Here is a 26,038-nt window from a genome sequence, read left to right as displayed (position 1 = left end):
ACTCTATAGAAGCAGGGGATGTCCATGACGGATGATCGTAACAAGCCGACCAAACTGGACGAGCCAGCCCGTAAAACGGGCGGGAACCCGGAGGTTTTGCAGACCATTCATGTCCAAATTGATCCGCCGGCTGAGGAGGATTTCATTATCACCCATATCAAGCCGGATACGCCGGAACAACTGCAACGCAAGGCCTTGGTGCAGGATGTTGCGCAGGCTATTCGCTGTGATCCGCAAACGCTGGAAGTCGCCAAATACAGTGACTACGATCTTAACGACATACTGGGTTGGGCCAAGCGCTGTAAGAAAATGCGGGCGAAATCATTTGTTATAAGCGCTGTTTTCGCGGTGGCGGCTGTGGCCGGGATGGCGACTTTGCCAGAACGCCAGAAGGAGCCCGCCGTTTGGATGTTTATATTTTCTGCTGCCGCCTACGGGATTGGACGCCGCTGGGATCTGCGGTCAGCCTTGCGTGAAGATGCAGAATTGACCGCAAAACGGCGCGTTCATATGGATCATATGATCAAAACAAACGGGTTTCCCAAGGCGCCGCCACCGCCGCCATGTCAACGGAAACCTTAATCCCTGTGCTGACCGCCCTCTACAAAGATATCCAGACCCGTTTCCGGGCCGCCGGGGTTGAAAACCCGGGGCTGGAGGCGCGCATTTTGGTCAAGGCGGCGCTGGGGGTGTCGGATGCGGACTTGATCACAGGTTCTGCACAGACTTATCCACAGGCTGATCTGGATCGGCTGGAGGGTATGGTCGCCCGCCGTCTGGCGGGGGAGCCGCCATCGCGCATTCTGGGCAGCCGTGAATTTTGGGGCCGGGATTTTGTCCTGTCGCCCGACACGCTCGATCCGCGCGCCGATACCGAAACCCTGATCGAAGCCGCGTTGGAATGTTTCAAGGGGCGGGAGCCACCGAAGCGGATTCTGGATATCGGTACGGGGACAGGGTGCATTGCGATCACCTTGCTGGCCGAATGGCCGGGGGCGACCGGGGTTGCGACCGATTTATCGGCGGGCGCGGTGGATACGGCGCGGCTGAATGCCCGGAATAACGGGGTGGATTCGCGGATTCAGGTGGTGCAAACGCGCTGGGTTGATGGAATCGATGTTGAATCGGGGGCTGGTTTCGATTTGATTGTGTCGAATCCGCCCTATATTCCCTCTAACGACATCGAATCATTGGATGAAAATGTCCGCAGATTCGACCCGATTCTGGCGCTCGACGGGGGTGACGACGGGCTGAATGCGTACCGCGACATCATTACGGAAACAAAAAGGCTGTTTAATCCCGGCGGGATTATGCTCTGGGAAATTGGCATAAACCAGTTAAAGGACATCGCGCGACTCGTTGAAAATGCTGGGGCGACTCGTGGCCGGACATGGGCCGATTTGGGCGGAATTCCGCGGGTTGTGGAAATCTCGCATGGGGATAAATAAAAAAAAGCTTGTGTGCCCGCCTTGTGGCGGATTCAAGGGCCCCTGTACACTTACAACAGTTCACAAGAACACGGGTCAGTTTGACGGAATCGAAACATCGTTTTTCAAAACGGGGTGTTTCGCAACGCTCCGGTCTGGTCAGGTGTATGTGAATCAGATACGATGTACGTATAACCGAATCAACGGGTTAAGAAGGACGCAGGTACTTTATGAGACACGGCAACGCTGGCAGACGCTCCCGCAATAACAATAACAACGGCAATGGTGGTGGTCATCGCGCTCATAACAACCGCGGCAATGGCGGCGGCGGTGGTGGCCATCAGGGTCGCGCCCCGAACCGGATGCAGGTTTTCGACAGCAACGGCCCGGAAGTGCGCATTCGCGGCACCGCGCACCAGATCGTGGAGAAGTACCAGACGCTGGCCAAGGATTGCAACGCGATGGGCGACCGGGTTCTGGCCGAAAGCTACTTGCAACACGCCGAACATTATCAACGCATCATCAGCAGCTGGAACGATTACGCCCCGGTTGTGAGCGAAGCGCAAAGCATGGACGCCGTTGACCTGTCCGCCCAGCCGCAACCAAGCGTGCAACCGCGCCACCAGCCGCAGAAAGCCCCGGAGGCCGATCTGGGTCTGCCGAGCAGCATCGTGGGTGCCCGTGTTGATGTTGGTTCAGAAATGGCCGATGCTTAATATATAACTTTAACAATGCGCTGTATTGCATTGTTAGTAAAATGAAAAAACGGATCGCGACGCGGTCCGTTTTTCGTTTTTACCATGCGTCATTCCGGCGAAAGCCGGAATCCGTGCGGCCTATCCACTGGATTCCGGCTTTCGCCGGAATGACGGGTGTGGGGTTGTTGGGGCAATTGGGGTATAATGGCCTGTGGGAGCCTCTTGATTTTTGGGGGTGTTTCTACCATCTAAACTGTAGGGCCCACACGGGGTCTCCCCTCTGCGTATTCTTCATTAAAATCAACTTGTTCGGATCGGTTCTACTGCCATGGATTTTGAAAAATTTACCGAAAAAACCCGTTCTTTCCTGCAAAAGGCGCAGACGCTGGCCATGCGGTCGGATCACCAGTCGCTGGAGCCGGAACACCTGCTGAAGGTGATGCTGCAGGATGAGGATGGCATGGTCCAGCGCCTGATCGGTTCGGCGGGCGGTGATGTGAACCGTTTGATGCGCGATGTTGAGGACGCGCTGGCCAAAATTCCGTCTGTGACGGGTGGTGGCGCGGGGGGTCTTCGTATCTCAACCGATCTCGCAAAAATCCTTGATAACAGTTTGAATTTGGCTGAAAAATCGGGTGACAAGTTTATCACCGCGGAGCGGATTTTGCAGGCCTTCCTGCTGGCGCGATCCGCGGATGTGGCGGGTCTGATCGAAACATCGGGGGTCAATGCCGCCAAGCTTAATCAGGCCATCAATGACATGCGCAAGGGCCGCACGGCCGATACGGCGAGCGCGGAGGGTGGTTTCGACGCCCTGCGCCGTTATGCCCGCGATCTGACCGAGGTGGCCCGTGAGGGCAAATTAGACCCGGTGATTGGCCGGGATGAGGAAATTCGTCGCACCATTCAGGTGCTGTCCCGCCGGACCAAGAACAACCCGGTCCTGATCGGGGAGCCGGGTGTAGGGAAAACCGCCATTATCGAAGGGCTGGCCCTGCGGATCATCAATGGTGATGTGCCGGAAAGTCTGAAGGATAAGAAGCTGATGGCGCTGGATCTTGGGGCGTTGCTGGCCGGGGCCAAATTCCGCGGGGAATTTGAGGAGCGGCTGAAATCCGTCATGGATGAGATCAAATCCCATGCCGGAGAAATTGTCCTGTTTCTGGACGAATTGCACACCGTGGTCGGGGCCGGAAAGGCCGAGGGCTCGATGGATGCCGGGAACATGCTGAAGCCCGCGCTGGCCCGGGGTGAGCTGCATATGGTCGGGGCGACCACGCTGGATGAATACCGCAAGCATATCGAGAAAGATGCGGCGCTGGCGCGACGCTTCCAACCCGTTTTCGTGTCAGAGCCAACGGTTGAAGATACGATCTCTATCCTGCGGGGATTAAAGGAAAAATACGAGATGCACCACGGGGTCCGCATCACGGACTCTGCGATCGTTGCGGCGGCCACCTTGTCGCATCGCTATATCACCGATCGGTTCCTCCCCGACAAGGCGATTGATCTGGTCGATGAAGCCTCCAGCCGCCTGCGGATGCAGGTGGATTCCAAGCCCGAGGCGGTGGACGAGCTGGACCGCCGAATAATTCAGTTGAAGATCGAGCGGCAAGCCCTTCAAAAAGAAAAAGATTCTGCATCCATGGATAGGCTGGAAAAGCTGGAATCCGAGCTCACCGATCTGGAGAAAAAATCCGCCGATCTGACCGGGATCTGGAAGTCGGAAAAGGACAAATTGGGCGCGGCCCAGCGCCTGACCGAAGAGCTGGATAAAGCCCGCACCGAATTGGAGCGCGCCCAGCGCGAGGGCAATCTGGAGAAGGCGTCGGAGCTGCTTTATGGCCGCATCCCCGAACTGGAGCGTCTGCTGGAAAAAGCTGGGCAAACGAACAATGCGACCGGGGCCATGATCAAGGAGCAGGTCGAGGATGATGACATCGCCGCCGTGGTCAGCAAATGGACCGGAATTCCCGTTGATAAAATGCTTGAAGGTGAGCGGGATAAGCTGCTGAAAATGGATGAAAAATTGATGGAGCGTGTGGTCGGGCAAGAGGCTGCCGTCCATGCCGTGTCCAATGCCGTGCGCCGCGCACGGGCGGGTCTTCAGGACCCACGCCGTCCCATCGGCTCGTTCCTGTTCCTCGGCCCCACAGGGGTTGGGAAAACCGAGCTGACCAAGGCGTTGGCTGAGTTCCTGTTCGATGATGATACGGCGCTGATCCGGTTGGACATGTCGGAATACATGGAAAAACACTCGGTTGCCCGCATGATCGGCGCGCCCCCGGGCTATGTCGGGTATGAGGAGGGCGGTGCCCTGACTGAAGCGGTCAGAAGACGCCCGTATCAGGTTGTTTTATTTGACGAAGTTGAGAAAGCCCACCCGGACGTTTTCAACGTTTTACTGCAGGTTCTGGATGATGGCCGCCTGACCGATGGTCAGGGCCGGACGGTGGATTTTTCGAACACCGTTTTGATCATGACCTCGAACCTCGGCGCTGACCATCTGGTGAACCAGAAAGAGGGCGAGGATGTCGAGAAAGTCCGCGGGCCAGTGATGGAGGCCGTGCGCAAGGCGTTCCGCCCGGAATTCCTGAACCGTCTGGACGAAATCCTGCTGTTCCGCCGTTTGGGCCGGGATCAGATGGCCGGGATCGTGGATATCCAGCTTGGGTATTTGCGCAAACTGCTGGCCGACAAACGCATCACGCTGGAGATGGATGCCAAGGCGATCCAGTGGCTGGCCGATAAGGGCTACGATCCGGCCTATGGTGCCCGCCCGCTGAAACGGGTGATCCAGAACACCATGCAAAACCCGCTGGCCGGGATGATCCTCCAAGGCGACATCCGCGACGGATCGACCGTGGCGGTCAGCGTCGGTAAGGGCGACCAGCTCGATTTCAAGGTCACGAAATCCGGCCCGGCGAAGGTGGCGGCGTAAGCCTTAAAGTTTGACATATTTCCAATATGGGTACTAAGCTCACCCCATTCTTTCCAATGAATGGGGTGACGCATTATGGGTTATTTTTCCAAAGCCATTGATCATTTCAACTGCCTGTCAGGCATCAACCGTTTGCGGGCGTTGTCGGCGGCGGCGGATAACGATGTGGATGGGTTTATGGCGATTGCTGAGGCGGCTTACGGGTGTGACCGTGTTGCTGTGGTGCTGACTCCGCAAATGGTAAAATCCATTTCGACGCGGGTGAGCTGTAACGCCCTCAACGCCATGTTCGGTGACCAGTCTGCTGCGGATGTGGGCAAGGCGATCCAGCAATTTGTATCCCTGCGCCGGATCGTGCGGGGGATTCCCGATTTGGAGGTGGTGCTATCCGCATCATCTGCGGGCGTTGAGCGTGTGGGAACCGTTGTTGCGGCCAGCATAAAAACTGCGCCACAGCGCTAAAATATCACCTTTTATATTTGACATATCGTGAATGGCGGGCTTATGGTCCGCCATCTTTTTATCCGGGTAAGGAAACCGCCATGAACCGCTTGTTCAACGCCATCCATCAATTCAACTGCCTGTCCGGGATGAACCGCATGTATGCGGCATCCGCCATGACCAACAATGATACGGATGAATTTGTGCGGCTGATGAATGTGGCCCATCAATGTGGCCGGGTGCGCAGCGTTGTGACCCCCAAAATGGTTGAAGCGTTCACAATGCGGTTGGCACAGGATGTTGCGGCCATGCTGTCCACGCCCGTTGTTTCCGAAGCGGCGCAAAAAAGCCTGAGCCAGTTTATTGATGTGTGCCAGATGACCCGGGGGCAAGGCCCTTTGCAACTGGGCATTTCCGGGCGCGCCATGGCGGCCGTTGTGCAGGCTGTTTTGCAGCATAACCGCGTGGGCGATCTGGTGCGTTTGCGCCTGTCTGTTGATGGGAATGATATTCTGGGCACGTTCGTGGATTTTGCCATCAGAGAAGATGGTCCGACCCTGATGGGTGAGAATGCCATGAAGGCCTATCGTGACCGTCTGGCCGCCGCCCGCGCCGTGGTGTTGTCGCGGCAGGGGGCCGCCCCGTCGCGGGGATAGGCCTTATCGGTGTGATGTGAATTAAAAGCGGCGGAAACCATGGGTTCCCGCCGCTTTTCTGTCTATCGCATCTTGATCGTATGGCCCCAGAGAAAGCCGGAACACGCCGTGCCCTTTGAGGGGGCGTAACGATCTATTGTTTGAAATCGTCAAATTTGATTTTGGCTTGCTTTTCCAATGTTTCGGCCTGGTTGATGGACAGCATGCCCTTGGCGGGAACGAACACCTGCGGGGCGCGGCCTTCGTCGGCGCTGCCATTGAAGAACAGGTTGATGGATTTGCCCGTGTTGGACAGTTCAATGCCCGGGTTCTTGCTGTAATTGGTGCGTTCGGTTGGACGGATGCGGTGGTTGTCTTCCAACGGACGGGTGCTGTATCCCACGGTGGTCAACGCGGCGATGGCTTGTTTGGCGGATACGGTCGATGATTTCTTCTGTTTCATGGCGGATCTTTCTGTAAGAGCGCTGGGGTTAAAAAGGCAAAACGGGTTTCATGCCGCACAGGCGGGCCAGATTGTGGGCCTTGTGTGTGCTGAGGTAATTCACGGCGGTCGGTGTTTTTAATCCGTCGGGAACCATGGCGGCCAATTCCGACGGGCCAAACATGCGGCGGCACAGCGGCACCAGACTGTCGACGGCAAACATCAATTGTTCAACCGGGATTTTGCGCTGGGCGATAAACGGGGCCACGGCGCGTTGAAATTCAACCCAGTCTTTGTCGGGAACCCGAATCCCTATCGCGGCCATTTTGTCGCAGGCCGCTTCGGTAAAGCGGCCGCACAGGCGGAGAATCTCGGTCTCCTGAGGGCTTGAGGCGGTGGTCATGGTGGTATCCCTGTTATTCTTTTTATATTTTATACGAAGATCGTAGGTTACGGAAACAGGCGGGTCAAGAAAAAACAGGGCGCCGGGGGATACCGCAAGGGAATGCCGCAAGTGATTGTCAGGGCGGGGAAATTCCATTAACCTGTTGGGGTTATGTCCTCGTTGCGGGATTCCCCCCGCGTTTTTGCCTTTTTGACCATGTTTTTTCAGGATGATGCCGGTATGACCCGTCGCTTGCTTAACGCTGTATCCATTGCCGCTGTTTCTGTGGCCTTGCTGGCAGGGTGTGCCACTGTGATCGAAGATTCGTCACAGGAAGTGGAATTCCGGATCGTTGGTGCAGACACGGCGCTGTGTCATTTCAAAAACGACGATTACAATTACAAAATCTACGCTCCGTCCACGATCCGGATTCAAAAAACACGCAAGGCGATCAATCTGCGTTGCGTGGCCACGGGCAACCGTGAACGTGTAGCGACGATTGAGCCGGAAGTTAGCGACATGATTGCCGCAAACTTTACCAACGGGTTCGTACCCGGCGTGGCATGGGATGTTGTATCCGGTGCGGCCCATGCGTTTCCGAATGTGATTACGGTTGATTTCACCGGTGTTCCGGCCCAGCCGATGCCGTTGCCGGAATATCAGCGCGTCTTGAACCAGAACCCGGGCCTGATTGGTCTGGAAGAATTCCGCCCGGGTCGTGCCGTGTTGATCAGCGATTACACAACGCCCGTCCCGACATTGGAGCGCCGCGAAGGGGCTGAGGAAAGTTTAGGTGAATTTACGACATCTGATGAGAGCGGCATGAAAAGCGTTGGTGGCAAGGTCGTCGCGCCGGAAGGGTCCATGGCCGCCCGTGTGCCAACCCATTCGCAAGTGATGACGGCGTCCCCTGAATACGGCACGCCGCCCGCTGAATTTGTTGGCGGATCGTCGGCAACGGGCCAAACAACAGGTGGCGCTGCAGCATCGATTCCGGCCCGCGCCCCTACCGGAACCGTGATGACAGCGCCGTCGCCATCGGGTAACAGTGGTGGTAATGCTTCATCGGCGGATAGTCTGACGCGTGAGGCTAATCCCGGATCATTTTGATCCCGGTTCGTGAGTGAGATCGTGAGCAACAAATCTCTGCATTATTTTTTCGTCGGTATCGGCGGCAGCGGTATGGCACCGCTGGCCGACCTTGTGCGTGGCCATGGACACCGTGTGTCCGGATCGGACCGTGGGTTTGATCAGGGGAAAAGCCCGGACAAGGCCAAAACCCTGACCGATGCGGGCATTCTGTTGTGCCCACAGGACGGAACGGGCGTGACATCCGACGTGGATGTTCTGGTCGTATCCAGTGCGGTGGAAGACACCATTCCCGACGTGCAGGCGGCCAAGGCGCAGGGCGTTGTGATTAAGAAGCGGGCCGAGGTTCTGGCAGAGCTGTTCAATGCCGCGCGCGGCATTGGTCTGGCGGGGACCAGTGGCAAAACCACGACCACGGGCATGACGGGTTTTATGCTGCATGAAATGGGGCAGGGACCGACCATCTTTAATGGCGGGGTTATGCCGGATTTCGTTGGGCATCCGAACAGTTTGATGGGCAATGCCGTGGCGGGAACGGGCAATTTGTTTGCCGCTGAAATGGATGAAAGCGACGGGTCGATCGTGCTGTATCAGCCGGCCATCGCTGTTTTGAACAATATCACGCTGGATCACAAACCGATTGAGGATCTGGAACCCTTGTTCCACGACTTCCTGACCCGCGCGCGGGATGGGGCTGTGGTCAATCTGGATGATGCGCATGCCGCCGCCATGGCCGGGGTGAACCCGAACACGGTGACGGTGGGCATTGATAATGATGCGGCCATGATCGTGGCGCGCAACGTAACGCCGACCGCGGGCGGCGTAGCGTTTGATGTGCATTCCGATGGGGCCGCGTATCATTGCAACATGAAAGTTCCGGGGCGGCACAATGTGTCGAACGCGCTGGCGGCCCTGGGGGTTGCGCGGGCGTTGGGGCTGGATTTTGCCAATGCGGTTGCGGCCTTGTCTAAATTTTCCGGCATTCGCCGCCGGATGGAATTTTTGGGCACCGAAAACGGTGTGACCGTGATTGATGATTTCGGTCACAACCCGGATAAAATTGCGGCATCCTTGGCCACGCTGGCTGATCATCCGGGACGGGTGATTGTGATGTTCCAGCCGCACGGGTTTGGCCCGATGAAAATGATGCGCGACGGGATCGTCAGCGCCTTTGCCGCCGGAACGCGGGACGGCGATATCGTGATTATGCCGGAGATTTTTTATGCCGGTGGTACGGTCAACCGCAATATTTCATCCGCTGATTTGATTGGTGATATGGCCGGTCGCGGTGTTGATGCACGGTTTTGCAACAATCGGGACGAAGCCGGGGTGCTGATGCTGTCGCTGGCGAAGCCGGGGGACCGTCTGGTCATTATGGGCGCGCGCGATGATACCCTGACCGATTTTGGGCGCGGGCTGCTTAAAGCGTTACGCCCGGCACCGAAGGCGGCAAACGGCGTACAGCCGTAATCGTATCGTTACACGCTTTCTTCACATCACGGACGGGTTCGATGACCACCTGCATAAAGCGGGCGGTGGCGTTGATCATATGTGTACGGTTGACCATGATGCCGACATGGCCGGGGAAATAGACAATATCGCCACGGCGCAGGTTTTTTAAGGAGACGGGAACGGCTTCGCCGACCACGTTTTCCTGCATATCCGCATCACGCGGGCAAGCAACGCCATTGCGTTGCAGGGCAATTTGCACCAGCCCGGAACAATCAATGCCGCCATGGCCGCGCCCGCCATATAAATAGGGATCGCCCAGAAACATTTTGGCCGTGTCGACAATATCGGCCGGATTGGCCAGCGCATCGGCCTTGGCCATGATGTGGTTTTGCGGCACCCACAACAAACCATCATTAAACCGCACGCCGACAAACCCATCGACGACCAGATCGGTCGATTTCGGTTTGACCTGCGCCATAAAGGTCAGGGTCAGGCTGGGGCGGATTTTGAATGTAGGGGATGGGTATAAATTTGCCATCCGGGTCGTGATGATATGCGTCGGTTCCGACAGGAAAGATTTGATTCGAACATCATTGGTGGACACCCAGCCTTCGTATCCATCTTGCATGGATGTGGCGGCGATCCAGTGTTGATACAGGTTATTGTCCCCACGCACCGTTTCACCGAACAGCAATTGCGAATCCCGCCGCCCGATCATCGGTTCGTGAGCGGGGCGGGTGCGGATCCATGCGGCTGAGGTGCGGACAATGTGGGTATCGGTCATTTTATTCAGTTCTTTTAGTTTAAGCTCGTTGTCATCCCGGGCTTGACCCGGGGTCCAGAGTCATCAGGTGAAAAATATCCCGGTCCCCTGGATCCCCGCCTGCGCGGGGATGACGGAAAAGGGATAAGAAAAGGTGCCCCACCTTTGCAAAGATGGGGCACCCCGTCAAACCTTAATGTCCTGAAATCTTCAGGAATTATGCAGAGTAGTAGCGTTTTCCGCTGCTGGATGCTGTGCGCACTTTGCCGTCCTCAGCCGGGCGTTGGCCGCCCATTGGTCGGCCCGCCGGTTTTCCGCCGTTGCCGCTAGGGCGACGACCGAACGGGCGGTCACCATCACGCTTGGCAAAATCCCGACGATTGCCGTCCGCGTCACGGTTGCCGCGTTCTGGGCGGTTTCCGTCTCGGTCGCCTTGGAATTTTGGTTGGCTGTTGCCGAAGGAATCGTCGTTCCGGCGCGGCGCGGCGTCTTGACGCGGGCGGTCGGAGAATTCACGACGTGGGCGATCTTCGCGGGGGCGATCGTCGCGTGGGCGGTCGTTGAACGGGCGGTCACCGCGTTCGTTGTTTTTCGGGCGGTCTGCAAAATCACGGCGGGGGCGATCATTGAAGGGCCGGTCACCGAAGGGTTTGTCGCCGCGCGGTGCGCTGGTTTGGGGCCGGTCGTTATACGGACGGTCCTTTTTCCAAGGGCTGCTCGGGCGTTCGTCACGATTGAAACGGTTCCCACGGTCGTCGTCACGCTTTTGGAACGGACGATCACCGCCGCGATCATCGCGGAAAGACGGGCGGTCGTTAAAATCGCGGCGCGGGCGATCTTCACGCGGGCGGTCATTGTTGAACGGACGGTCTCCGCGCGGGCGGTCGCCGAACGGCCGTTCGCTCCGAGGACGGTCTTGCCGTGGGCGGTCGTCAAAATCACGACGCGGTTTGAAGCCTTCTTTTTTGTAACCATCGCGGCCACCTTCTTCTTTTCTGTATCCGTCACGTTTAAAGCCACCTTGCTTGAAACCACCACCGGAACGGCGGCCGAACGACGGGCGTCCGCCATTTTCGTCGCGGGCCTCGTGTTTTTCGCCATTGGCGGGCGGGTTCATCAGCTTGTGAATGGCCTTCCACTTGCCACCATCTTCCGATGTCAGCAGGCACAAAGCGTTGCCTTCTGCTCCGGCGCGGCCTGTACGGCCGATACGGTGGATGTAGTCTTCTGCACATTGCGGCAGGTCGTAGTTTACGACGTGTTCGATGTGCGGAATATCCAGACCACGGGCGGCCACGTCGGTGGCAACCAGGATGCGGTATTTCTTGTCGCGGAAGCTGCGGATTACGCGGTCACGCTTGTTCTGGCGCAAATCACCGTGCAGAGCTTCGGAACGGAAATCGTCCTGGGTCAGTTTGTGGGCCAGACGGTCGGCGCCATGTTTCGTTTTCACGAAAATGATAACCGAACCTTCGCGTTGATCCAGTTGACCAATCAGGGCACCGTATTTTTCGGAGTGGTTGGTGTGGATCAGTTCCTGTTTAATCTTCGGCGCTGCCGTTGACTCTTCGCCAATGGAAATGCGCTGCGGGTTTTTCAGGTATTGGGCCGACAATTTGCCGATATACGGCGGAATGGTGGCCGAGAACATCATCGTCTGGCGTTCTTTCGGCATGGTCCGAATGATCTTTTCGATCTGGATACCAAAGCCCATGTCCAGCATGCGGTCGGTTTCATCCAAGACCAAGAAGTTGGACTTCTCGAAATTCACGGTGCCGCGTTGCAGGTGGTCGTTGATACGGCCCGGCGTGCCGATGATGATGCGCGGGTGGGTGCGCAATTGACGCATCTGTTTGTCCATCGGTTCACCACCGATCAGAACAGCCAGCGTCATCGTCGGTTGGGAGCCCAGCATTTTGCGGACGATGTCAGCAACCTGAACAGCCAGTTCGCGGGTCGGCGTCATGATCAATGCGCCCGACTCCGGGAACTCGATCAGTTTAGCGATGATTGGGATTGCGAAAGCACCGGTTTTACCTGTGCCTGTCTGGGCGGAACCCAGAATGTCGTTGCCAGCAAGGGCGATAGGGATAGCCTGAGCCTGAATCGGCGTCGGCGTTTCAAACTTCATATAGTCCAGCGCGCGCACGAGCGCGTCTGGCAGACCCATTTCATGGAAATTCTGCATCTCGATCTCTTTTTGTCATGTATGTTGGGACCAACACCTCCGGCACGACATGTGCCGGAGAAGGTCCTGTTATTCTTCAGTCGAAGATTTAACCGTGTTGGTCCCTACACAAAAAGAGAGGGACGTCGTCGATTAGCCTAAAAGATTAGGCTGCGTCGCGCAGGTCAGCGGCTGCGGTTTTACCGCGGCTTGTCACCAGCTCATAGCTTACTTTTTGACCTTCGTTCAGGGTGGACCAGCCAGCCTGTTGAACAGCGGAGATGTGAACGAAAACGTCCGCGCCGCCTTGGTCAGGTTGAATGAAGCCGAAGCCTTTGGTGGTGTTGAACCATTTAACGGTACCTGTAGCCATAGTCGTAGTTTCCTTTATCAAGAAGTCGTTTTTAAAATAAAGAGTTTCGTATCCATCCGTCCGTTTCCGGTAGGTGGCTGGTAAAACTCTTTGCTTCACGCTTGATGATTTTGGTCACAAGGCTGACAGGACGAAGAGTTATTACAGAACTCAATGCCCGCTATTAACCACAAATATTTACAGAAAACAAGTAAATTGTTGCGGGGCATGCATTTATTTACAGGCTGGAAATCGGGGAAAAAAGGTTTAGATTCAAACACCAATATTCTTTTCTTTCATCCTTTGGGGGCCATCCATGACCAAAATCGCGATTATTGTCGGCAGCATTCGTAAAGATTCGTCGAACCTGAAACTGGCCAAAGCGCTGGAAAAGCTGGGTGCGGGCCGTTTTAGCGCGATTCACGTGCGGATTGATGATTTGCCGCTGTTTAACCAGGATCTGGAAGGCAATGTGCCGGCCTCGGTCACGCGCTTGAAAAGCGAGATTGAGGGCGCGGATGGGGTGTTGTTTGTGACGCCGGAATATAACCGCTCCATTCCCGGTGTTCTGAAAAATGCGATTGATTGGGCATCGCGTCCTTATGGCAAAAACTCATTCGCGGGCAAGGCCGGAGCCATTTGTGGCACGTCACCGGGCGCGATCGGCACCGCCGTGGCGCAGTCACATTTGCGGTCCGTCACCGCTGGTTTTCTGGATATGGCCATGATGGGCCAGCCGGAACTGTATCTGACCTTTAAAGAAGGTCTGATCGACAGCGATGGCAATGTCAGCAACCCGGATACGGCGAAGTTCCTGACCGGGTTTGTGGACCGGTTCCTGAACCATGTCGGCGGGGCTGCCAAGGCGAAAGCGGCGTAACGCTTTCGCTCATTTTCCAAAACATATCCATGTCGCGGGGCATCATAAAAATGCCTGTGATCTATTGGGTTTTGCGCTGCGCATGGGGTGGCGTGGGGCGGGTGTGTCCTTTAGATTTCCTTGTCTTGCACGTCATCCCGGCGAAAGCCGGGATCTTCCAGCCATAAGGGACGAAGACCCCGGCCTGCGCCGGGGTGACGATGAGGGGAGGAAATGAAGGAAAAATGAAAACCACACCGCTACACGCCGCCCATATTGCCTTGGGCGCGAAAATGGGCGAATTCGCCGGGTATGATATGCCGCTTTACTATGGTGAAGGGGTGATCAAGGAACATGAATGGACGCGCAGCCATGCGGGCCTGTTCGATGTGTCGCATATGGGCCAGATGTTTGTGACCGGTGCGGGCGCAACCGCATTTTGGGAACATGTCACGCCGTCATCTTTTGCCAACATTCCCGGCGGGCGGGCGAAATATTCCGTTTTGACCAACGAACGCGGCGGCACGGTGGATGATTTGATCGTCACCCGCATGGGACCGGATAAATTTTTCGCCGTCGTGAATGCCGGATGCAAGGACAAGGATTTCCCGTGGCTTCAATCACACCTGCCGCCCAATGCGCAGATGGACATTATCACCGACCGCGCGTTGATCGCGTTGCAGGGGCCGGATGCCGAACGTGTAATCCGCGATGTGCTGGGCTTTGATGCGTCCTTGATGCCGTATATGTGGATGGCGGAGGAGAATGATCTTCTGATCAGCCGTCTGGGCTATACCGGCGAAGATGGCTTTGAAATCAGCATTCCTGAACGCAATGCCGAAAAAGTCTGGAATGCGTTTATGGCGCATGATTTGGTGAAACCCGTTGGGTTGGCCGCGCGGGATTCATTGCGCCTTGAAATGGGCTATCCGCTGTATGGGCATGAGTTGGACGAGGATATCAGCGCCGTGGAAGCGGGGCTGAACTGGATCATCGCCAAGGATCATACCGATTATATCGGGGCCGAGGTGATCCGCGCCCATCTGGCCAACGGGACGGAACATGTGCGCGTGGGCATTCGCCTGACCGACAAGGGCGTGGCCCGTGAAGGCGCCGAAATTCGCAATGAGGCCGATGAAATCATTGGGACACTGAGCAGCGGCGGATATTCTCCCAGCACGCAAGCCTCCATCGGCATGGGTTATATTCAGGCCGAATATGCCGAAACCGGCCATAAAATTTTCGTCAATGTCCGTGGTCGCAATATCGCGGCAGAGATTTGCGCTCTGCCGTTCGTGTCCGCGAAAACCAAATCCATGAAAAAGAAGGAAGCAGCGTAATGAGCAATTTGAAATTTACCAAAGACCATGAATGGCTGAAAATCGAAGGTGATGATACGGCGGTGCTGGGCATTACCGATTACGCGCAAAACGCGCTCGGCGATCTGGTTTACGTTGAATTGCCGTCGATTGGCAAAAGCGTGAAGAAGGGCGAACATTTCGCCGTTGTTGAATCCGTCAAAACCGCCGCCGAAGTGTATACGCCGGTGACGGGCGAGGTGGTCGCGGTGAATGATGATTTGTCGACCGATCCGGAACTGATCAAAAAGTCACTGGAAGAAGGCTGGATCGCCAAAATCAAGATGACCAATGCCGATGAAATGGCTGGCCTGATGGATCAGGCGGCCTATGACGCGTTTGTGAAGACGTTGTAATAATAACCAAGTCGTCATCCCCGCCTTGTGCGGGGATCCGGATGACCTGGATAATGTTTGCTTTGTGGCCCCGGATCCCCGCACAAGGCGGGGATGACAATACGGGGAAGAGGAGAGAAGAATGCGCTATCTGCCCCAGACACAAAATGCCCGTAAAGCCATGCTGGACGCCATTGGCGTTGCCAGTGTGGACGATCTGTTCGTTGACGTTCCGGCGAAGGCGCGGATGAAGGGGGTGGTCGATTTGCCCCCGCATATGGGTGAATTGGCGGTGGAGCGTGCTTTGTCCGTTTACGCGAACCAGAACCATGCGGCGGGCGCGGGGCCGTTCTTCCTGGGGGCTGGGTGTTATTACCACCATGTTCCGGCCAGCGTGGATTACATTATCCAGCGGTCTGAATTCCTGACCGCCTATACACCGTACCAGCCGGAAATCGCGCAGGGTACGCTGACCGCGATCTTTGAATTCCAGACCTTTATCGCGCAACTGACCGGACAGGATATTGCCAACGCATCCATGTATGACGGCGCAACATCCTGTACCGAGGCCGCGTTGATGGCGATGCGCCTGACCGGACGGGGCCGCGTTATCGTGGGCAACGATCTGCATCCGCATTATTGGGATGTGCTGAAATCCGGGGTGCGTGGGTGTGAGCAAAAAACATTCAACACCATCAAGGATGATGAGGCCGATGTGGCTTGTATCATCGTGCAGTGCCCTGATTTTCTGGGCCAGCCGGTGCAATATGCTGAATGGCGCGCGTTGTGCGATGCTCTGGGCGCGAAGCTGGTTGTTGTGATCAATGAGATTGTGTCGCTGGGCTTGCTGCCTGCGCCGAGCATGGCGGATATTGTTTGCGGTGAAGCGCAATCGATCGGTTTGGCCATGGGCTTTGGTGGTCCGCATTTGGGATTCTTTGCCTGCCGCACCGAATATGTCCGGCAGATGCCGGGCCGTCTGGTCGGGGAAACGGTGGATGCGGATGGAAAACGCGCCTTCGTCCTGACCCTGAACACGCGGGAACAGCATATCCGCCGGGAAAAGGCGACATCGAACATCTGCACGAACCAAGGACTGTGCGCGCTGGCGTTCACCGTTCATATGGGATTGTTGGGCGAGGGCGGGTTTAAGCAATTGGCCCGCATCAACCATGAACGCGCCGGAATGCTAGCCGATGCGCTGGCGAAAGTGCCGGGCGTGAAAGTGGTGAATGATACGTTCTTCAACGAATTCGTTGTTGAGTTGTCCAAGCCATCCGCAACCATCGTCGATCAATTGGCGGCCAAGGGTATTATTGCCGGATTGGCGCTGGACGGGAACCGTTTGCTGGTTGCCGCAACGGAAATGACGGAAGCGTCGGATATTGATGCATTTTGCACGGCGTTGAAATCAGTTTTGTAATTTAACACGTCATCCCGGCGAAGGCCGGGATCTTCCAGCCATAAGGGAAGAAGATACCGGCCTTCGCCGGTATGACGGGAAGGGGGAGAAAATGAGCGCCGAACTAAAAATTGAAAGTCAGGTAGACACCATGATAACAAAAGAATTAAACGGCGGATCGCGCGGGTTGCATTACGAGGAAAGCCTGCTCTGGGAAAAAGAGCGGAGCGATCATTCCGGTGTTGATTTCCCCGAGGTGAAAAATTTCAAAAACCGCACGGGTCAGACCGAGCGCGGCGACATTGGTTTGCCGCAAGTGTCGGAACCGCAGGCGGTGCGCCATTTCGTGCGCCTGTCCACGCTGAACTACTCGATCGACAGCGGGTTTTTCCCGCTGGGGTCCTGCACGATGAAGCATAACCCGCGGCTGAATGAACGCATGGCGCGTTTGCCCGGTTTCGCGCATGTTCACCCGTTGCAGCCGCAACAGACCATTCAGGGTGCGTTGCGCGTGATGCATGATCTGCAGCACTGGCTGGCCACACTGACCGGATTGCCGGGCGTATGCCTTTCCCCGGCGGCGGGTGCGCATGGTGAACTGGCGGGGATTATGACGATCCGCCGCGCGCACGAACTGAAAGGCAATGCCCATAAAACCGTGATGCTGATCCCGGATTCCGCGCATGGCACCAACCCGGCAACGGCGGCGATGTGTGGCTATACCATCCGCGTGATTCCGACGAAGGACACGGGCCGCATGAGTGTTGAGGCCTTTAAAGAAGCCCTCGGCGATGGCAAGGACGTGGCTGGGATGATGGTGACGAACCCGAACACATGCGGTTTGTTTGAACGTGAGATCGTGGAGATTGCCGATCTGCTGCATAAGGCCGGAGCGTATTTCTATTGCGACGGTGCGAACTTCAATGCGCTGGTCGGGCGTGTGCGTCCGGCGGATTTTGGCGTTGATGTGATGCATATCAATTTGCACAAAACCTTCTCCACCCCGCATGGCGGCGGTGGCCCGGGTTCTGGGCCGATTTGCGTGACCGATGAATTGGCCCCGTATATGCCGGTGCCGACGGTCGTGAAGCAGGGCGAGACGTATGTGCTGGAAACCGAAGACATGCGCCCGACCACATTGGGCCGTTTGAAAGGGTTTCATGGGCAGTTCGGCATGCATATCCGCGCGCTGGCCTATATGATGTCGCACGGCGGCGATGGTTTGCGTCAGGTGTCGGAAGATGCCGTGTTAAATGCGAACTATATCCTCAGCCAGTTGAAGGATGTTTATAACGTGCCGTTCGATGGGCCGTGCATGCATGAATGCCTGCTGACCGAAAAAACGCAGAAAGAAAAAGGCGTATCCACGCTGGATATCGCCAAGGCGCTGGTCGAATACGGGTTCCACCCGATGACGGTGTATTTCCCGTTGGTGGTGCAGGGCGCAATGCTGATTGAACCGACGGAAACGGAAAGCAAGGACAGCCTTGATCGCTTTATTGGTGTGATGCGCCATATTGCCGATATGGTTGAAACCGGGCAGGGCGATGAATTGCACGAATATCCGCGCAGCACGCCGCGCCGCCGATTGGACGAGGTTAAAGCAGCCCGGTTCCCGAAATTGCGGTGGACCAAGGAATAAAGTTTTTTATTATCCCGGGATGTTCCCGGGATAATTGTTTTCATTCATGGAGAAGTCGAAAATGATCCGTGTTTTACTTTGTATTTTCTGCATTCTTGTTGCTGTGCCGTTTACCGCGCATGCCGCTGATGGTTTGATCAAGCAATCGGTCACGGTGAATGGTGTGGAGCGTGACTACCTCATCCATCTGCCCGCCGGGTTTAAACCGAAGGCTGGGCCGTATCCGGTCGTGATGGCCTATCACGGCGGTGGTGGTACGGCGGAGGGTATGGCGGATATGACGCGCCTGAACGATACGGCGGATAAATACGGGTTTATCGCTGTGTATCCGGAAGGTACCGCGCCAGAGGGCAAAAACCGTTTCCGCACGTGGAACGCGGGCACGTGTTGCGGTTCGGCGATGGAGCAGAAGGTGGATGATGTGTCCTATTCATCCGCCATTATGGATGAATTGCGTGATCAATTCCGCGCCGACCCCAAACGCATTTACCTGACCGGGCATTCCAACGGGGCGATGATGGTCTATCGGCTGGCCTGCGCCTTGTCCGAACGTGTGGCGGCGGTTGCGCCGAATGCGGGGCAAAATGTGTTCCATGCGTGCCCCGATGCACGCCCCATGCCGGTCATGCATATTCATGGTACGGCGGATAAATGCGCGTTGTATGGCGGCGGCACATGTGGCGGGTGTTTTTCTGATTTCCTCGGCGGCGGGGATGATGACGGCGAAAGCTGGGAATGTCTGGACGTGCGTGAATCGATGTGGCGGCGGGCGCGGGATTATGGGTGCACCCGCAAAACTGAAATTACGGACAAGCGCCGGAACATAACCTGTGAACGCTGGGCCGGGTGCACGGTGTATGAGGGTGAAGTGACCTTATGCAGCGTGGCCGGAGGCGGGCATAACTGGCCCGGCGGGGCCACGGGCCTGAAACTGTGCGAAAGCCGCCCGAGCGGGGTTTTGTGCCGGAAATGGACGCAGGCCACGGGTCCCTATAATGACGATATTCCGTTAAACGACATGATGTGGACGTTTTTTAAACGGTGGGAACGGTCATAATTCTATCTATACAGATTTTCCAATTCCGTTATGATTTTTAGAATCGTGCATAATAAAGCCTAACAGGGAGACTCGCGGGTGCTGATCGGATTTGTTTTCTTCTACATGCTGGTGTCCATTGCCATTGGTTTGTATGCGGCCCGCCGTGTGCATTCATCCAGTGACTATGTTCTGGCCGGACGGTCTTTGCCGATTTACATCACCATCGCCACCGTGTTTGCGACGTGGTTCGGGTCGGAAACGGTTTTGGGCATCCCTGCGACCTTTATTGAAGAAGGGATTGGCGGCGTTGTGTCCGATCCATTCGGGGCGGCGCTGTGTTTGATTTTGGTTGGTTTGATTTTCGCCGGCCCGTTATACCGCATGAAACTTCTGACCATCGGTGATTTTTATAAACGCACTTATGGCCGTTCGGTGGAATTGCTGGTGTCGATTTGTATTTGTATCAGCTATCTCGGCTGGGTCGCGGCGCAGATTATGGCGTTGGGCCTGGTGTTCAACCTGCTGACCCATGGCGGTATTACCCAGGAATGGGGCATGGTTCTGGGGCTGGGCATCGTTTTGATCTACACGATTTTCGGTGGTATGTGGTCGGTGGCCATGACCGATTTTCTGCAGATGATTATGATTGTCGTTGGTCTGTTTATCATTTCCTTCTTCATCAGCGATATGGCCGGTGGGGTTGATGTGGTGGTCACGGCGGCCGTTGATGCCGGGAAATTTGACAATTTCTGGCCCGAAATGACGTTGCCGGGCATTCTGGCGTTTCTTGCCGCGTGGATGACGATGGGTTTTGGTTCCATCCCGCAACAAGACGTGTTCCAGCGCGTGATGTCCGCGAAAAGCGAGAAGGCCGCCATTGGCGGTACGGTCACGGGTGGTGTTCTGTATCTGCTGTTTGCGTTTATTCCAATCTATCTGGCCTATTCCGCTTTTGTAATCCAGCCGGAAATTGTGGCCCTGCAACTGGAACAGGACAGCCAGATCATTCTGCCGGCGCTGATTTTGGAACATACGCCAATCTGGGTTCAAGTGTTGTTCTTCGGTGCGGTGTTGTCGGCGATTATGTCGACGGCGTCGGGCACATTGCTGGCCCCGTCGGTTACGTTTGCGGAAAACATTGCGCGTGGGTTCCTGAAAAATATGGATGACCGCCATTTCCTGACCCTGATCCGGGGCAGCGTGGTGGGTTTTGCGGGGATCGTTCTGGTCATCGCGTTGAACAGCGAATTGTCCATTTTCGAAATGGTTGAAAATGCGTACAAGGTCACGCTGGCCGGGGCGATTGTGCCGTTGTTCGCGGGCATTTACTGGAAACGCGCCAATTCGCCGGGGGCTTTGGCGTCGATTATTCTGGGTATTGGGACATGGATTGCCATGGAATTCATTGCGCCAGAGGGCGAGGGCATATGCCCACCGCAACTGGCCGGATTTGTGGCGTCGTGCTTCGGTATGATTGTCGGCAGTCTGGTGACCAGTAAAACGGCGAAACCAGCCAGTGCGGTTTAGAAGATAAAATAAGAAGCCCCGGTGATGAGCCGGGGTTTTTTATTGGCCACAGCACACATTGTCATCCCCGACCAGTGGAGATGCACCATTTGGTGCATCGAAACGCCGAGCGGGGATCCAGTTTAAGAAGCGAGCACGCCAGAAGCGCGCTCACGTATCATGCTGGTTTCCCTTCCCGTCGCTCCAGAAAGCCTGCGGCTTTCTTCGCTCCGCCGGGAATGACAAAGGTGTTTTGCTAGAACTTCAACGTCGCAATGTAATCATTCAACGCTTTGCGCGCATCGTTGAGTTTGACCTCAATCGTGGCTTCGCTGCTGGCCAGTTTATCCAGCGCGTTTTCCTGTTCTTCCAGTTGTTTCAAATAGCGTTTGCCCAGCTTGTTGTTGGACGCCACGGTTTCCAGATTTTGGCGCAGGCGTTCCTGATCCGCGTAGATCTGGTTCCGCGTATTCGCAATCTGTTGCAGGGCCGTTTCCTGTTCGGCTACGGCGGCGCGCAGGGTTTTGACCTGTTCCATGGCCTTGCGCAGATCGGCGGGCAAATCCTTGCCCATGGCGGCCATGCGGGCATCCAGATCGGCTTCGTTCATATAGGTCAGGGCCATGGTTTCCGCATCATCCCGGCGCAGCGTGATGGGCAGTGACTGGCTTTCGCCCTTTTTCACGTTCAGGGTCAGACGGTAATGGGTGGATGTAACATCCGGCTTGCCCTCATACCCCTCTGGCATGATCAATTCCCAGCCATCGCGGCGCGGGTGTTCGATCACGATTTCGCGGTCTTCGTTCGCCGGGGCCTTGGCCGTATAGGTCGTGGTGTTGCGCCATGATACTTTTTGGGTAAACGTGCCATTGGCAATGGTGATCAGGCCCAGTTGGCGGTCATCTTCGGTCTTCTGCTCGATATTGGTTTTGGTATCCAGCGCGAAGGAGATAAAGCGATCTTCGCCTGCCGGGATCAGCGGCATTTCCGCATCGCCAACATGGACCAGATTGGGCGCGCCCCCATCGAACAGGGTCAGGATGCCGGGGGGCAGGCCCGTATCGCCGTCATTCTTCACCTTCACCGCCGCCAAGGGATGCGCGGCATTGGTTTCGGGTTGATAAACATAGAGGCGTTGAGCGTCCATTTTCTCGCTGATAAACGGCACCATCAGGCTGTCACCTGCGGGCAATGTGACGGGCGTGGGGAAGGTGAACAGCATCTGGGTCGCCGTTTCCGCCGCCAGTGCGGTTTGGGTGGCGGCCATGTCCGGTGTCGCAATGGTGGGGACATAGGATTCACCCGCGCCGCCATACCCTGCCGCGCTGTCCATCGCCATTTCCGCCATGGCGGGGGCTGGCGCGGCGGCCAGCATGTGCATTTCGGCATCAGCGCCGCCCCGCATGGTTTTTTTCTGCAGTTGCTCCTGCCGCTTTTCGATAGTGTTGGTGGTGCCAATTGTGCCGCCATCAACACGCGGCATAACACGGTCTATAACTTTGACGGGCAGCGCGGTGCGCGGCAGGTAATAGCTTTCGTACAAAGCCTGCGTATAGGTCACGGGCGATCCGGAGGTGATGGTGACGGCGACGTCATTCCAATCCTGTCCGGTGGTGTTTTCCAGCACGGCCCAGCCTTGAATCAAGGCCGTTTGATCTTCGGCCCCTTCGTTCGGCAGAACGAGGCGATAGGTGCTTTTCCACAACGGGGCGGCTTGCAGATAGGCCAGCGCCACATCGCGTTTGCCTTCGCCGTTCAGCGTGACATTCAATGTGCGTTGATCCTTCACACGGTTGGTGTAAACGGCCTCCAGCGCGCGGGTGATCTGGTCCTGCACCGCTTTTTCCGTGAATTGCACGGCGTTTAGGTTTTCCATGATTGCGGATTTCATGCCCGTATCGCCCATCACCGTCACGCGGTGGCGAGTGATGGTTCCGGCGTCGGTTTTTTCGGATTCTGTGGTCACGCCGATCAAGCGGCCCGTAATGCCGCCATCAATGTTGACCTGCGCACCCTTCAGCGCGTTCAGCAATGTGACGGGGGATTGCAAATCGGCTTGTGTGAACGGCAAATCGCGGAAGGCTTCGTCCAAAGGCTGCCGTCCCGGCAAATTCACGCCGCCGATGGTGCCCAGCGTATCAAAGACAACCAGGCTTTTCAGCGCGTCATCCACTTGGTCCAGCCGCACGGGCAGAGCAATATCGGCATTGCCCTCAATCGTGCCCGCATGTTCATACAGGGCCACGCCGCTGGTCGAAATCACCGCGCGTTTCAATGGCAATTCATTGGCAAACGCGGGTGTGGTCAGAAACAGGGCCGAAGCCAGCAGGGCGAAGCGAAGATTTTTCATGGTTTCTCTTTCTCTCTACGTTCTTCCGTCATTGCCCGACTTGCTCGGGCAATCCATAGGTCGGTATGGATCCCCCGGATAAACCGGGGGATGACAGATGTTTTATTTTGATCCCGTAAACAATTTCGGAATGGTGGCCCACGCTTTGTAATATTCTTTTTGCAATGTCTTGGCCTTTAATGCCTGCTCGGTTGGGCGCATGGTGTATTTGCTTTCGAACATAAAGGCCAATGTGCCGTCCAGCTTGACGGGTTGCAGGTGGGCGTTGCTGGCTTTTTCCACCACATCGGCATCGGGGCCGTGGCCGCACATGCAATTGTGCAGGGAACAGCCGCCGGGAGCGAATTCACCGCCTTCTTCGGATTCCTTGCCGTCATAGACGCCGAAGATCAGGCCCATAAATTCGCTCATCAAATTGCGATGGAAATAGGGCGGGCGGAAGGTGTTTTCGGCCACCATCCAGCGCGGTGGGAAAATGACAAAATCAACATTCGCCGTACCTGCCGGATGGGATGGCGACGTCAGGACGGTGAAGATAGACGGGTCCGGGTGGTCGAACGACACCGAATTGATGGTGTTGAAGTTTTTCAGATCATATTTGTATGGCGCATAATTGCCATGCCATGCCACGACGTTCAACACCGAATGGGTGTAATCGGCGCGCCATGTTTTACCGCAGAATTTGGCGATGACTTCGTAATCGCCTTCTTTGTCCTCATACCACGCAACGGGGCTCAGAAAATCGCGCGGGTTGGCCAGACCGTTGGCACCAATGGGGCCAAGGTCGGGCAACTGGAACGGCTGGCCATAGTTTTCGCACACATAACCGCGCGCAGCCCCCGTAGGCAAATCAACGGCAAATTTAATGCCGCGGGGAATGACTGCGATCTCACCGGGGGCGCAATCAATCAGGCCCATTTCGGTTTTCAGGCGCAACGTGCCCTGTTGCGGCACAATCAGCATTTCGCCATCGGCGTTATAGAAGAAGCGGTTATGCATGGCCGCGTTGCACGCATACAAATGAACGGCCAGACCAGACCATGAATCCGCATCACCATTGCCCGCAATGGTGAACAGGCTGTCGACCCAATCGACGCCCTTGGCGGGGATCGGGTGCGGGTCCCATCGCAACTGGCTGGACGGCGTGTCGGTGCCGTTGAACGGGGTGCTGAACAAGGTCGGATGTTTGTACGCCTCATACGGCTTGTGACAGACGGAGGGCAGGATGCGGTACAGCCAGCTACGCTTGTTCGTGGCGCGCGGCGCGGTAAAAGGCGACCCCGTCAATTGTTCGGCATACAGGCCATAGGCTGGTTTCTGCGGTGAGTTCTGGCCCTCGGGCAACGCGCCGGGCAGGGCTTCGCTCGCGAACTCATTGCCAAAGCCGGACATATATTGCGGGTCGTGTGCGGTCATGTGCGGACCTTCCTGTTATTGACTTTTCTGTGGGTTTTTCATGCGGGAAACAGGATACAGCAAAAACGCACACGGCTCTAATCCATTGATATATTTACCATATTTATCATGTTTGACAGGGTGTGGGGTGGGGTTTATGGAATTATGTACCATGTACAGGGATGGGAGTAGAAAAATCATGAATATCAGCGGTTTGTTTAACGCTCTGGTCCAACAATACAAAGACATGCAGGCCAATCGCAAATTGGTGAAAGATCTGGGCGTCGCCATTGAAAATGACGATGTGCAAACCTTATCCCGTGTTCTGGGACAGGTTATGTTGCACGACATGCAAAAGGATGAGTTCGTGAAGGCGATCATCCGCCGCAACAATGTCGAAACATTTACCGTGGCGTTGCGCAGGTTGATCGACCATGACGTCAATTATCGTTTTCAGGATACAAATTTTTCCGCGTATGGCGTGCGTTTCGGTGGCGCGGTGTTTACGGCCAGCGTCCATGTTCTGGCCTATGCGATTGAGGTTGGGGCGGAAGATGTGGCCCTGATGCTGGTCCAACATCGCAGAACCGATGTATCCGCACGGATCGAACATGATATGAGCACGGCATTTAAAACCGAAAAGACCTACGGTCTTGAAGTGAAAGAAATGGCCAAGCAAGCCGGCATGGTGCGCGTTATTGATGCGTTGAATGAACGCACCGCCTGGGAGGCGCATTTTAAAGGGAATAATAAGGATTTTCATGCGTAAAATACGCATATTTTTTAATGACTTAATCGACGAATATCGGGCCACGAAAAAACGTCAGCAAGATTTCGTTACCGCTTTGAAAGCCGTGCAGGATACTTGCGCGGACGATCTGGCTGGTGTGTTGAATGATGCGGTTCTTGATGCCTTTCAGACATCGCGGTTGCTGGACAAGATTATTCAGAGCGATGATGCCGAGATGTTCGAAATCGCCCTGAACGCGATGATTGGTGGCGATGTGAATTACGCCGTGTATCTGCCGCATGTTGATGGGCCGTATGATCCGTATGGGACGGATTTTTTACCGCTTCTGCATTGTGCGATTCAGAACAAGGCCAACAAAATCGCTTTGCGTCTGGCCACGGATAAAAAGACGGATGTGTTTTTGCGCCCGTTGGGTCAAGCCACCCGGTTCGTTGACAAGGTGGCGCAGACCGAGGCAAAGACATGGCTCATGGCGCATGATCTGGCGGCCAGATTCAATATGCGCGACGTGGCCACAATTTTATATGACCGCGCGGAGCGTGAAACGCCGGTTGCCAAGGCTCCGCGCCCGGATATGGATTAAATTGAATATATTGCCGTGCGTTTATG

General features: G+C 55.9%; 24 protein-coding genes. 17 read left to right on the top strand and 7 right to left on the bottom strand.

The features are described 5' to 3' along the window. Nucleotides 1–24 precede the first annotated feature (24 nt). From ACSC94_RS04870 to ACSC94_RS04845, 6 genes are all read left to right on the top strand, one after another. Nucleotides 25–582: a hypothetical protein gene (locus ACSC94_RS04870; RefSeq protein WP_435641923.1), complete on the top strand. Its 558-nt coding sequence runs from the start codon at nucleotides 25–27 to the stop codon at nucleotides 580–582. Beyond that, nucleotides 564–1,448, top strand: coding sequence for a peptide chain release factor N(5)-glutamine methyltransferase (gene prmC, locus ACSC94_RS04865; protein ID WP_435641922.1), 885 nt, complete (start codon nucleotides 564–566; stop codon nucleotides 1,446–1,448). Before ACSC94_RS04870 ends, prmC begins: the two co-directional genes overlap by 19 nt. A 209-nt stretch (nucleotides 1,449–1,657) precedes the next feature. Then, nucleotides 1,658–2,143: a DUF4167 domain-containing protein gene (locus ACSC94_RS04860; RefSeq protein ID WP_435641921.1), complete on the top strand. Its 486-nt coding sequence runs from the start codon at nucleotides 1,658–1,660 to the stop codon at nucleotides 2,141–2,143. Nucleotides 2,144–2,453: 310 nt separating this feature from the next. Continuing rightward, nucleotides 2,454–5,066, top strand: coding sequence for an ATP-dependent chaperone ClpB (gene clpB, locus ACSC94_RS04855; protein ID WP_435641920.1), 2,613 nt, complete (start codon nucleotides 2,454–2,456; stop codon nucleotides 5,064–5,066). 75 nt (nucleotides 5,067–5,141) lie between these two features. Then, the gene (locus tag ACSC94_RS04850) at nucleotides 5,142–5,528 is read left to right on the top strand and encodes a hypothetical protein (RefSeq protein WP_435641919.1); all 387 of its coding nucleotides are present in this window, start codon (nucleotides 5,142–5,144) and stop codon (nucleotides 5,526–5,528) included. A gap of 80 nt (nucleotides 5,529–5,608) precedes the next feature. Then, nucleotides 5,609–6,163: a hypothetical protein gene (locus ACSC94_RS04845; protein ID WP_435641918.1), complete on the top strand. Its 555-nt coding sequence runs from the start codon at nucleotides 5,609–5,611 to the stop codon at nucleotides 6,161–6,163. Between the two features lie 133 nt (nucleotides 6,164–6,296). Here ACSC94_RS04845 and ACSC94_RS04840 read toward each other — a convergent pair whose 3' ends face one another. Both ACSC94_RS04840 and ACSC94_RS04835 read right to left on the bottom strand, forming a co-directional pair. Next, a complete protein-coding gene (locus ACSC94_RS04840) occupies nucleotides 6,297–6,605 on the bottom strand; it encodes a hypothetical protein (protein WP_435641917.1) in 309 nt (102 codons plus the stop codon). Between the two features lie 28 nt (nucleotides 6,606–6,633). Beyond that, entirely contained in the window at nucleotides 6,634–6,987 is a 354-nt protein-coding gene (locus ACSC94_RS04835; RefSeq protein ID WP_435641916.1) for a hypothetical protein, read from the bottom strand. Nucleotides 6,988–7,209: 222 nt separating this feature from the next. Here ACSC94_RS04835 and ACSC94_RS04830 point away from each other — a divergent pair, with 222 nt between their 5' ends. Together ACSC94_RS04830 and ACSC94_RS04825 are read left to right on the top strand one after the other, a co-directional pair. Continuing rightward, the gene (locus ACSC94_RS04830) at nucleotides 7,210–8,079 is read left to right on the top strand and encodes a hypothetical protein (protein WP_435641915.1); all 870 of its coding nucleotides are present in this window, start codon (nucleotides 7,210–7,212) and stop codon (nucleotides 8,077–8,079) included. Between the two features lie 21 nt (nucleotides 8,080–8,100). Further along, the gene (locus ACSC94_RS04825; protein ID WP_435641914.1) at nucleotides 8,101–9,528 is read left to right on the top strand and encodes a UDP-N-acetylmuramate--L-alanine ligase; all 1,428 of its coding nucleotides are present in this window, start codon (nucleotides 8,101–8,103) and stop codon (nucleotides 9,526–9,528) included. On the opposite strand, the gene ACSC94_RS04820 is transcribed toward ACSC94_RS04825, so the two are convergent. The 3 genes from ACSC94_RS04820 to ACSC94_RS04810 all read right to left on the bottom strand — a co-directional run bounded on the left by ACSC94_RS04820 (nucleotide 9,479) and on the right by ACSC94_RS04810 (nucleotide 12,813). After that, a complete protein-coding gene (locus ACSC94_RS04820; protein ID WP_435641913.1) occupies nucleotides 9,479–10,294 on the bottom strand; it encodes an NlpC/P60 family protein in 816 nt (271 codons plus the stop codon). The two genes, ACSC94_RS04825 and ACSC94_RS04820, sit on opposite strands and share 50 nt — an antisense overlap. Before the next feature lie 196 nt (nucleotides 10,295–10,490). Next, nucleotides 10,491–12,461 carry a DEAD/DEAH box helicase gene (locus ACSC94_RS04815; protein WP_435641912.1) on the bottom strand — a complete coding sequence of 657 codons (1,971 nt, stop codon included), beginning with the start codon at nucleotides 12,459–12,461 and terminating at the stop codon, nucleotides 10,491–10,493. A gap of 145 nt (nucleotides 12,462–12,606) precedes the next feature. Beyond that, on the bottom strand, nucleotides 12,607–12,813 hold the full coding sequence (locus ACSC94_RS04810; protein WP_014102955.1) for a cold-shock protein: 207 nt from the start codon (nucleotides 12,811–12,813) through the stop codon (nucleotides 12,607–12,609). A gap of 295 nt (nucleotides 12,814–13,108) precedes the next feature. Here ACSC94_RS04810 and ACSC94_RS04805 point away from each other — a divergent pair, with 295 nt between their 5' ends. From ACSC94_RS04805 to ACSC94_RS04775, 7 genes are all read left to right on the top strand, one after another. After that, entirely contained in the window at nucleotides 13,109–13,672 is a 564-nt protein-coding gene (locus ACSC94_RS04805; protein WP_435641911.1) for an NADPH-dependent FMN reductase, read from the top strand. A 224-nt stretch (nucleotides 13,673–13,896) separates the two neighbouring features. Next, nucleotides 13,897–14,991: a glycine cleavage system aminomethyltransferase GcvT gene (gene gcvT, locus ACSC94_RS04800; RefSeq protein WP_435641910.1), complete on the top strand. Its 1,095-nt coding sequence runs from the start codon at nucleotides 13,897–13,899 to the stop codon at nucleotides 14,989–14,991. Beyond that, complete coding sequence (gene gcvH / locus ACSC94_RS04795; protein ID WP_435641909.1) at nucleotides 14,991–15,365, top strand: glycine cleavage system protein GcvH; 375 nt, start codon at nucleotides 14,991–14,993, stop codon at nucleotides 15,363–15,365. The genes gcvT and gcvH overlap by 1 nt, the downstream gene beginning before the upstream one ends. Nucleotides 15,366–15,486: 121 nt before the next feature. Further along, nucleotides 15,487–16,767: an aminomethyl-transferring glycine dehydrogenase subunit GcvPA gene (gcvPA, locus tag ACSC94_RS04790; RefSeq protein ID WP_435641908.1), complete on the top strand. Its 1,281-nt coding sequence runs from the start codon at nucleotides 15,487–15,489 to the stop codon at nucleotides 16,765–16,767. Between the two features lie 91 nt (nucleotides 16,768–16,858). Further along, nucleotides 16,859–18,388, top strand: coding sequence for an aminomethyl-transferring glycine dehydrogenase subunit GcvPB (gcvPB, locus tag ACSC94_RS04785; protein WP_435641907.1), 1,530 nt, complete (start codon nucleotides 16,859–16,861; stop codon nucleotides 18,386–18,388). Between the two features lie 61 nt (nucleotides 18,389–18,449). Next, nucleotides 18,450–19,445 carry an extracellular catalytic domain type 1 short-chain-length polyhydroxyalkanoate depolymerase gene (locus ACSC94_RS04780; protein ID WP_435641906.1) on the top strand — a complete coding sequence of 332 codons (996 nt, stop codon included), beginning with the start codon at nucleotides 18,450–18,452 and terminating at the stop codon, nucleotides 19,443–19,445. Nucleotides 19,446–19,523: 78 nt separating this feature from the next. Then, entirely contained in the window at nucleotides 19,524–20,954 is a 1,431-nt protein-coding gene (locus ACSC94_RS04775) for a sodium:solute symporter family protein (RefSeq protein ID WP_435641905.1), read from the top strand. Between the two features lie 235 nt (nucleotides 20,955–21,189). Here ACSC94_RS04775 and ACSC94_RS04770 read toward each other — a convergent pair whose 3' ends face one another. After that, complete coding sequence (locus ACSC94_RS04770; protein WP_435641904.1) at nucleotides 21,190–23,283, bottom strand: hypothetical protein; 2,094 nt, start codon at nucleotides 23,281–23,283, stop codon at nucleotides 21,190–21,192. 102 nt (nucleotides 23,284–23,385) lie between these two features. After that, nucleotides 23,386–24,699 carry a homogentisate 1,2-dioxygenase gene (gene hmgA, locus ACSC94_RS04765; protein ID WP_435641903.1) on the bottom strand — a complete coding sequence of 438 codons (1,314 nt, stop codon included), beginning with the start codon at nucleotides 24,697–24,699 and terminating at the stop codon, nucleotides 23,386–23,388. Nucleotides 24,700–24,877: 178 nt separating this feature from the next. On the opposite strand from hmgA, the gene ACSC94_RS04760 reads away from it, so the two are divergent. Next, nucleotides 24,878–25,447, top strand: a complete 570-nt coding sequence (locus ACSC94_RS04760) for a hypothetical protein (RefSeq protein WP_435641902.1) — start codon at nucleotides 24,878–24,880, stop codon at nucleotides 25,445–25,447. Beyond that, complete coding sequence (locus ACSC94_RS04755) at nucleotides 25,440–26,012, top strand: hypothetical protein (protein WP_435641901.1); 573 nt, start codon at nucleotides 25,440–25,442, stop codon at nucleotides 26,010–26,012. The genes ACSC94_RS04760 and ACSC94_RS04755 overlap by 8 nt, the downstream gene beginning before the upstream one ends. Nucleotides 26,013–26,038: the final 26 nt, after the last annotated feature.

The organism is Micavibrio aeruginosavorus (genome assembly GCF_051245535.1).
Lineage (GTDB): Bacteria > Pseudomonadota > Alphaproteobacteria > Micavibrionales > Micavibrionaceae > Micavibrio > Micavibrio aeruginosavorus_D.
The sequence above is the reverse complement of the archived record's forward strand: the minus strand, read 5'-3'. Positions and strand labels throughout refer to the sequence as shown.

Excerpts from the sequence above, each read along its gene's own strand:
- ACSC94_RS04870 (WP_435641923.1), top strand. The coding sequence starts at position 25 with ATGACGGATGATCGTAACAAGCCGACCAAACTGGACGAGCCAGCCCGT.
- prmC (WP_435641922.1), top strand. The coding sequence starts at position 564 with ATGTCAACGGAAACCTTAATCCCTGTGCTGACCGCCCTCTACAAAGAT.
- ACSC94_RS04860 (WP_435641921.1), top strand. The coding sequence starts at position 1,658 with ATGAGACACGGCAACGCTGGCAGACGCTCCCGCAATAACAATAACAAC.
- clpB (WP_435641920.1), top strand. The coding sequence starts at position 2,454 with ATGGATTTTGAAAAATTTACCGAAAAAACCCGTTCTTTCCTGCAAAAG.
- ACSC94_RS04850 (WP_435641919.1), top strand. The coding sequence starts at position 5,142 with ATGGGTTATTTTTCCAAAGCCATTGATCATTTCAACTGCCTGTCAGGC.
- ACSC94_RS04845 (WP_435641918.1), top strand. The coding sequence starts at position 5,609 with ATGAACCGCTTGTTCAACGCCATCCATCAATTCAACTGCCTGTCCGGG.
- ACSC94_RS04840 (WP_435641917.1), bottom strand. The coding sequence starts at position 6,605 with ATGAAACAGAAGAAATCATCGACCGTATCCGCCAAACAAGCCATCGCC.
- ACSC94_RS04835 (WP_435641916.1), bottom strand. The coding sequence starts at position 6,987 with ATGACCACCGCCTCAAGCCCTCAGGAGACCGAGATTCTCCGCCTGTGC.
- ACSC94_RS04830 (WP_435641915.1), top strand. The coding sequence starts at position 7,210 with ATGACCCGTCGCTTGCTTAACGCTGTATCCATTGCCGCTGTTTCTGTG.
- ACSC94_RS04820 (WP_435641913.1), bottom strand. The coding sequence starts at position 10,294 with ATGACCGATACCCACATTGTCCGCACCTCAGCCGCATGGATCCGCACC.
- ACSC94_RS04815 (WP_435641912.1), bottom strand. The coding sequence starts at position 12,461 with ATGCAGAATTTCCATGAAATGGGTCTGCCAGACGCGCTCGTGCGCGCG.
- ACSC94_RS04810 (WP_014102955.1), bottom strand. The coding sequence starts at position 12,813 with ATGGCTACAGGTACCGTTAAATGGTTCAACACCACCAAAGGCTTCGGC.
- ACSC94_RS04805 (WP_435641911.1), top strand. The coding sequence starts at position 13,109 with ATGACCAAAATCGCGATTATTGTCGGCAGCATTCGTAAAGATTCGTCG.
- gcvT (WP_435641910.1), top strand. The coding sequence starts at position 13,897 with ATGAAAACCACACCGCTACACGCCGCCCATATTGCCTTGGGCGCGAAA.
- gcvH (WP_435641909.1), top strand. The coding sequence starts at position 14,991 with ATGAGCAATTTGAAATTTACCAAAGACCATGAATGGCTGAAAATCGAA.
- gcvPA (WP_435641908.1), top strand. The coding sequence starts at position 15,487 with ATGCGCTATCTGCCCCAGACACAAAATGCCCGTAAAGCCATGCTGGAC.
- gcvPB (WP_435641907.1), top strand. The coding sequence starts at position 16,859 with ATGAGCGCCGAACTAAAAATTGAAAGTCAGGTAGACACCATGATAACA.
- ACSC94_RS04780 (WP_435641906.1), top strand. The coding sequence starts at position 18,450 with ATGATCCGTGTTTTACTTTGTATTTTCTGCATTCTTGTTGCTGTGCCG.
- ACSC94_RS04770 (WP_435641904.1), bottom strand. The coding sequence starts at position 23,283 with ATGAAAAATCTTCGCTTCGCCCTGCTGGCTTCGGCCCTGTTTCTGACC.
- hmgA (WP_435641903.1), bottom strand. The coding sequence starts at position 24,699 with ATGACCGCACACGACCCGCAATATATGTCCGGCTTTGGCAATGAGTTC.
- ACSC94_RS04760 (WP_435641902.1), top strand. The coding sequence starts at position 24,878 with ATGAATATCAGCGGTTTGTTTAACGCTCTGGTCCAACAATACAAAGAC.
- ACSC94_RS04755 (WP_435641901.1), top strand. The coding sequence starts at position 25,440 with ATGCGTAAAATACGCATATTTTTTAATGACTTAATCGACGAATATCGG.